Genomic DNA, 4,245 nt, shown 5'->3' with positions numbered 1-4,245 from the left:
CATCTCGGTCAGAGAATCTCTCATTGCCTGGATGAGATGGATATCAGGTGTTTGCGCCAGTATCTGGTGTTTAAGTCCATGAGGAGGAGTTACCAGTTCATCAAGTGTTCCGGTGCAAGGCAGATCCATCGCAACTGTATCGGCAAGATGGGTATGGGCATTAAAAAAAGCAGGACATATCCATTGATGGGGGACAGAGGATTCATCTTCTACTGCAGTAATTATCCCATCCTGAACAACTATCGTAACATCCCGCGCCTCAAGGTTTTCCCCGGTAAGAGCTGTTCCTGATACGAAATACTCCTCTGTCATGATGGAAGGAAGGCCTTGTCTTTTATATAATTCAGGAGTAAGATATACATTATGGCAAAAAAAGCAGGTGGACGATTAATCTCTTCTGCAGGTCTTGTCAATTACTATGACAGTGAAGACCGGCGGGCAGTCCATATCAGCCCCTACGCAGTACTTACCGCGGCGGTTGTATGTGGTGTTGCCATCTTCGTCCTGAATATGATTGCATTCTGAATTTTACACTTTTTTTAAGGCGCTCCTGATTACGTCCTCTTCAGGTCTGAAGTATATCGTATCATGACCTGTCCATGCAGGAATGCCCCGAAAATGAACAGCAGGCACTCCGTTATTACTCTCCCCCATCATGAGATTAGCAAATCCGGCGATTTCATCCACAACCGCCTCCTCGGTAATCTCAAGGATGTGCCCAAAGAGATCACTATCTCCACGGAAATCCCGGATGGCAGTTATACCACTCCATCCAATGGCGTGGCCGGTCTGACCACGCCGAAATGATCTGCCACAGGTATCAGTAACGATAACTCCGCATTCTTTACCGGTACGATTTTTGATCTCTTCACGTATCTCATCTGCTTCTTTCATGGGATCAGGAGGGAGAGTAATAACCAGTCCATCTTCAACATTGCTTGCATCAACTCCTGACCTGACCCCGACATGGCCACAGGATACCTCAGTCAGGGTGAAAGGTGTCTCAATAAGTACATCACAGGCCTGGTCAAGAACCACCTGGATAAATCGGGGGTCTTCACCAGTCTTTTGTGCAATCCGGGTAGCCCTGTCACCGGGGGTAATATCTTTCAGATGCCTGGTGTATCCTTTTGCTTTTGAGATTACTGTACTAGCAATACAGATGATGTCCCCGTCTTCCAAAGCGCATTTATCAATAATCAGGCCTGGAAGGTTATCTCCCTTCTGAATCAGGGGAAGGCCCCTGATCCCGGTTACAGTTACTGATGTGTGCAGAATAATCCCTCTTCATTCAGATAAAATGTGCAAGAATATACGAGTATTGATTCATCATATCTAAAATATATTTATAGGAGATGCACAGACATGTATAGGTGCCGAGATAGTCTAGTCTGGGAAGGCGGTGGTCTTGAAAACCACTGGTGGTAACACCTCGGGAGTTCAAATCTCCCTTTCGGCGTTTTAATAAATTTTTCAAAATCTTATCTCACATTCGGCAGATCTAAAATCAAGAACACCCACAACCGATGTTCAGGATCTTCTTGAAGGAGTATATGGCCTATCAGAGAAAGGAGCGTTTACTCCGGCGGAGAAAATCCCGGCTATCCGGGAAGATCCAGAGGTAGCCGAGACCAGATGGCTCCTTGAACAGCTCTTTGCTGATGAGACTGCTTCCGGTATGTCTGCTCCGGAAGCATATCGTCGGCTCGTAAAAGAGGTCTCGTTTACCTGGACGAACCGGCTGGTTGCTCTCCGGATGATGGAGGTCAGAGGGCTTATCCGGAAGTCTCTGGAAGGGCAGGCTGATTCAGAAAACGCCATCACTCTCGCTAAAGTTGATTCAGCCGAAGATGAAACCACGTTTGATTTCACTGCTCCCCCATTTGGCTCCACCCTTTCCGGAATGGCCGAACTCGTGAAACAACGCCATGACCATCTCCGAAAGGTAGAACGAGAGATTGACGACGAAGTATACTGGCTTTATGGTATAACTGACGAGGACCGGGCTGCCATCGAGGCCGAGGTAGGGGAGCCACCGGCACTTCCGACCCCGACCCCTGAAGACCTGGTCAATCACTGGATGGGGTATGCCATCGAGATCATCATGGGCCGGTTCATCCCCTGAGAAGAAGGAGCACTTGGGTCAGGAATCGTGAATGGAGATCACATCTTCTCCCCTGAAATAGAGAAAGAACTCCGGAAGCTTACCGATGCCGATGCGGTCACCGTTCTTGAAGAGGGCCATTCGGACATTTATGTTGAAGGATTACTGGAAGATTCATCTCCAGTGGTACCGGAAACGTCCTATCTACTGGCTAATCCAATCACCAAAGAAGGGGTACAGTTGTTATGTCTCCATGAGTGGATGACTGCTGATTCACTCTTTCTTATCCAGTCTGCCCGATGTCTCGGAAGACGGATCAATTCTCTCCGGAGCAGGATCGGAGAGGTCATGGAGGCAATCCAGACTGCTGAAGATCGGGAGCGGAAGGGTCTTGAGAAAGAGCGGGAACAGCTGGAGAAGGCCCTCGTGGATTGTGAGGACCTGGATTCGAGCATTACCCGGATCATCCAGCAGACCGACGAGACTGGCAAGACGGTTGGATGGAAGCCGGAACTCGATGACGGGGTGATTTTGAATATGGCACCGCTCCGGGAGTTATTCCCGTCATGGAAGGCCGAACCGGTGAAATTCTGGAAAGAACTGGAGGCGGGGAAGTACGACTGGTCGTACTCAGCGATGCGGTACTGGCCGGAGCGGGTCCGGGCGGCTTGTAAGCGGAAAAAGAGCTATGCCATTGCACATGGGCTGGAAGAGGAGTATGAGGGATGAACCTATGCCATATGAAACCTCATCTACCAGAAAGACATATAGAATGAATTATTAAGAGAATAGTATGACCGAAGATATCGTTTTGACCATCCCGTCATCTCTCGCACAGGAGATGAAATTGCCCCCAGACACCATTCGGGAAGAACTCATGAGCGAACTGGCAGTCAGTCTCTATCAACGGGGAATAATAACCGCTGCCCAGGCATGCAGATTAGCAGGACTAGACCGGTTCCAGTTTGAAGAACTCCTCTGGAAACGACAAATACCGGTTCATTACTCAAAAGAAGACCTTGACAAGGATATCAGATATGCAACTGGTAATCTCTGATTCATCGACGCTTATCCACCTGTCAGCGGTGAGTCGGTTTGCACGTATCAGAGAATATTTTCCTTCAATACATATACCACGAGCAGTTTACCAGGAAGTAGTACTCAGTGGGAAACGGAGACCAGGATCCGAAGAAGTAATTCAGGCAATACATGATGGAATAATTACCGTCCATGACGTGAAAAATACCCCCCTGGTCATAAGTTTATGTCATGAAATTCATCGGGGGGAGGCCGAGGTCATAGACCAGGCCCTTGAATGTGACGAACCCCTTCTTCTCCTCGATGACCATGATGCAAGGCACGTAGCAGAACGATTCGGTCTTTCTTATACTGGAATCATTGGCATTCTCATACGAGCCAGAATTGATAAAAAAATACCCTCGCTTAAATTAGGGTTAGAGCAATTACGAACCGTAGGAAGATTCTGGATATCAGATCAGGTCATGCAGAAAGCACTCACAGCCGTTGAAGAAGAATGCCCCCCCTGATTCCATCTGATTATCCAACCTTCCTCACCGAACTAAAGACCCATATCCGCCAGGCTCAACTCAAAGCCGCCCTTTCTGTAAACAAAGAGCTCATTCTCCTCTACTGGAAGATTGGAAAAGATATCCTCACCAGCCAGGAGAAACTCGGTTGGGGGGGGCCAAAGTCATCGACCAGTTATCCCAGGAAAAAGATCTTGAAGATGCCCTCATCACTCATATTCAGGATTTCCTGCTCGAACTTGGGGTAGGGTTTGCATATATGGGTCGACAATATCACCTATCCATCGGAGACAAGGACTTTTACCTTGACCTCCTCTTCTATCATATCAAACTTCACTGCTATGTCGTAATTGAACTCAAAGCACATGAATTCAAACCAGAATATGCCGGAAAATTAAATTTCTATCTTTCTGCGGTTGATGACCTCATCAGGCAGGAAGAAGATAATCCAACCATTGGAATCCATGCAAGACAGCTTTATGGCCTGATACCTAATTAAGCAATAATCAGTGTTACTGATCAAGTATACAAAACTAGTTACAAATCGATACCTTTATATATTTTCGGCGCCGCCCTACGGTGAGCACCGTCGGG

Annotated in this window: 8 protein-coding genes, 1 tRNA gene and 1 pseudogene; 8 read left to right on the top strand and 2 right to left on the bottom strand. The window is 47.6% G+C overall.

Going from position 1 to position 4,245, the window contains the following annotated elements; translation table 11 throughout:
• Positions 1-312: pseudogene (locus PLA23_RS11030) on the bottom strand (amidohydrolase family protein); the annotation flags it as partial.
• Positions 313-363: 51 nt separating this feature from the next.
• On the opposite strand from PLA23_RS11030, the gene PLA23_RS11025 reads away from it, so the two are divergent.
• On the top strand, positions 364-525 hold the full coding sequence (locus PLA23_RS11025) for a preprotein translocase subunit Sec61beta (protein WP_324328244.1): 162 nt from the start codon (positions 364-366) through the stop codon (positions 523-525).
• 3 nt (positions 526-528) lie between these two features.
• Here the strand turns inward: PLA23_RS11025 and PLA23_RS11020 are convergent, their stop codons facing one another.
• A complete protein-coding gene (locus tag PLA23_RS11020) occupies positions 529-1,275 on the bottom strand; it encodes a coenzyme F420-0:L-glutamate ligase (RefSeq protein ID WP_324328277.1) in 747 nt (248 codons plus the stop codon).
• A 100-nt stretch (positions 1,276-1,375) separates the two neighbouring features.
• Here PLA23_RS11020 and PLA23_RS11015 point away from each other — a divergent pair.
• The 7 genes from PLA23_RS11015 (at position 1,376) to PLA23_RS10985 (ending at position 4,150) form a co-directional block, all read left to right on the top strand.
• Positions 1,376-1,459 (top strand) — tRNA-Ser (locus tag PLA23_RS11015).
• A 219-nt stretch (positions 1,460-1,678) separates the two neighbouring features.
• Positions 1,679-2,125 (top strand): hypothetical protein, encoded by a 447-nt coding sequence (locus PLA23_RS11010; protein ID WP_324328242.1) that lies wholly within the window; start codon positions 1,679-1,681, stop codon positions 2,123-2,125.
• Between the two features lie 27 nt (positions 2,126-2,152).
• On the top strand, positions 2,153-2,833 hold the full coding sequence (locus tag PLA23_RS11005; RefSeq protein ID WP_324475214.1) for a hypothetical protein: 681 nt from the start codon (positions 2,153-2,155) through the stop codon (positions 2,831-2,833).
• Between the two features lie 64 nt (positions 2,834-2,897).
• A complete protein-coding gene (locus PLA23_RS11000; protein ID WP_324475213.1) occupies positions 2,898-3,161 on the top strand; it encodes a UPF0175 family protein in 264 nt (87 codons plus the stop codon).
• A complete protein-coding gene (locus PLA23_RS10995; protein ID WP_324475212.1) occupies positions 3,142-3,651 on the top strand; it encodes a PIN domain-containing protein in 510 nt (169 codons plus the stop codon). Before PLA23_RS11000 ends, PLA23_RS10995 begins: the two co-directional genes overlap by 20 nt.
• The gene (locus PLA23_RS10990; RefSeq protein WP_324475211.1) at positions 3,639-3,899 is read left to right on the top strand and encodes a DUF1016 N-terminal domain-containing protein; all 261 of its coding nucleotides are present in this window, start codon (positions 3,639-3,641) and stop codon (positions 3,897-3,899) included. Before PLA23_RS10995 ends, PLA23_RS10990 begins: the two co-directional genes overlap by 13 nt.
• Positions 3,800-4,150, top strand: coding sequence for a PDDEXK nuclease domain-containing protein (locus tag PLA23_RS10985; RefSeq protein WP_324475210.1), 351 nt, complete (start codon positions 3,800-3,802; stop codon positions 4,148-4,150). The genes PLA23_RS10990 and PLA23_RS10985 overlap by 100 nt, the downstream gene beginning before the upstream one ends.
• Positions 4,151-4,245 lie beyond the last annotated feature (95 nt).

The sequence above is a fragment of the Methanospirillum sp. genome, assembly GCF_035406105.1.
In the GTDB taxonomy this organism is placed as follows: Archaea; Halobacteriota; Methanomicrobia; order Methanomicrobiales; family Methanospirillaceae; genus Methanospirillum.
Note: the sequence above shows the minus strand (reverse complement) of the source record. Positions and strands in the feature narration are given on the sequence as shown.